Here is a 470-nt window from a genome sequence, read left to right as displayed (position 1 = left end):
TTTGGTTTATTTGGTTGTTAAGAGTAATTTTCTGATCTAATGCTGCTCCAACAGATACTATTTGGTCTTGAACCTCTCTCCTAGGCCACTCAACTTGCAATGGATGGACATGATTGCGGTTAAGAGCAGGGTTTGCTGCACCTACATCCATTTTTTTTAATTCCGCAGACATACCTTTGAAAAAGTAGTACACAAACTGTGGATTATTCCCTTTGAAATCTTTAACCCATAGGGATGTGTCATGAGGCCAAAAGTCTTTCTCCACAAAAAACACTGTTCCTAAAGTACCTTTTCGACCGAGAACGACTCCGGGCGCTTCTACTTTAGACACATTGTGATAACTTGATATTCCTCCTGAAGAAACTACAGGCACATTACCCTCTTGCTGCTCCTTCTTGGTTATATCAAACCCTCTTTGAAGAGTAATCTGCTCACCAATTGTGGTTGAGAAAAAGTTACTCCCCATAACC

The 470-nt window shown here is 40.6% G+C and carries 1 protein-coding gene; it reads right to left on the bottom strand.

Going from position 1 to position 470, the window contains the following annotated elements:
- The coding region (locus AB4486_RS28570; protein ID WP_372120205.1) for a restriction endonuclease subunit S at positions 1-470 on the bottom strand (470 nt) is incomplete at both ends.

Source organism: Vibrio sp. 10N.222.55.C6, assembly GCF_041473395.1.
GTDB lineage: Bacteria > Pseudomonadota > Gammaproteobacteria > Enterobacterales > Vibrionaceae > Vibrio > Vibrio crassostreae_C.
This window is presented reverse-complemented; position numbering and strand designations above follow the sequence as displayed.